This window comes from Streptomyces cahuitamycinicus (assembly GCF_002891435.1).
GTDB lineage: Bacteria > Actinomycetota > Actinomycetes > Streptomycetales > Streptomycetaceae > Streptomyces > Streptomyces cahuitamycinicus.
Genome location: NZ_POUC01000854.1, coordinates 1 through 1170, shown reverse-complemented (window position 1 = coordinate 1170; position 1170 = coordinate 1). Strand labels below are relative to the sequence as shown.

Sequence of the window (1170 nt, the reverse complement as noted above, 5' to 3'; positions counted from 1 at the left end):
CGGTGCCGGCGGCGTCGTCCGCGGCGGTGCCGGCGGCGTCGTCCGTGGCGGTGGTGACCGGGTCCGGGCGGGGCCCGGCCTCGACGGCGCGGGCGTCGGGGCCCGGGCCGGAGGTCAGGCGCAGGAGGCTCAGGGCGCCCGCGGCGAGGGCCAGGCCGCCGGCGGCGAGCAGGACCTTGCGGGGGCGGGGCTTGCGGTGACGGCCCCGGGCGCGGGAGGTTTCGGCCGCAGCCGGCTGGTCCCACGAGCCGACCGCGGCCGGCTCCCGGGGTGCGGGCGGCTCCCGGCGGCGGGGTGCCATGCCGGCCCCGGTGGCCTGGTGCGGCTTCGGCGGCGTGTTCGTCGTCATCACGGTCCCTCCCCGATGCACCTGCGCCCCCTGTGCGCCGTGGGGGACGCACGCTATGCGCTCCCATGGGCGTTTGGGCCGGAGTTGCGGCGACGTCACTCGAACGGGTTGCCGGGGGTGGTGAGGGCCGGAGGTATCCGCCCTTTCGCGGGTGGGGTGCGGCTGCGATGATCGATGCGTCGACCTAGTTAACCCGCGTTAACCGGAGGGTGTCATGAGTGAGGAACGGTTCGGGGAGTTCGTGCTGGTGCGGCGGCATGAGCAGGGGCATGTCGCGGAGCTCGTCCTCGACCGGCCCAAGGCCATGAACGCGGTGTCGACGGAGATGGCGCGCTCCATCGCCGGGGCGTGTACGGCGCTCGGTGAGGACCGCGAGGTACGGGCCGTCGTCCTGACCTCGACGCACGAGCGGGCGTTCTGCGTCGGGGCCGATCTGAAGGAGCGGAACTCGTTCAGCGACGCGGATCTGCTGCGGCAGCGGCCGGTGACGCGGGGGGCGTACACCGGGGTACTGGAGTTGCCGGTGCCGACGGTGGCGGCGGTGCACGGGTTCGCACTCGGAGGCGGGTTCGAGCTGGCGCTGGCGTGTGACGTGATCGTCGCGGACCGGACGGCGGTGGTGGGGCTGCCGGAGGTGTCGGTCGGGGTGATCCCCGGGGGCGGGGGGACGCAGTTGCTGCCGCGGCGGGTCGGAGCGGCCCGGGCGGCCGAGCTGATCTTCTCCGCGCGGCGGGTGGAGGCCGCGGAGGCGGGAGAGTCGGGGCTGGTCGATCACCTGGTGGAGGAGGGGCGGGACCGGGAGGCGGCGCGCTGGCCCGTGC

General features: G+C 75.6%; 1 protein-coding gene and 1 pseudogene. One reads left to right on the top strand and one right to left on the bottom strand.

What is annotated here, in order from left to right; translation table 11 throughout:
- A pseudogene (locus C1J00_RS43430) lies at nt 1-349 on the bottom strand (hypothetical protein); the annotation flags it as partial.
- Nucleotides 350-563: 214 nt separating this feature from the next.
- Between C1J00_RS43430 and C1J00_RS43425 the strand changes: the two are divergent.
- A partial coding sequence (locus C1J00_RS43425) for an enoyl-CoA hydratase/isomerase family protein (protein ID WP_102914236.1) occupies nt 564-1170 on the top strand: 607 nt, incomplete at its 3' end.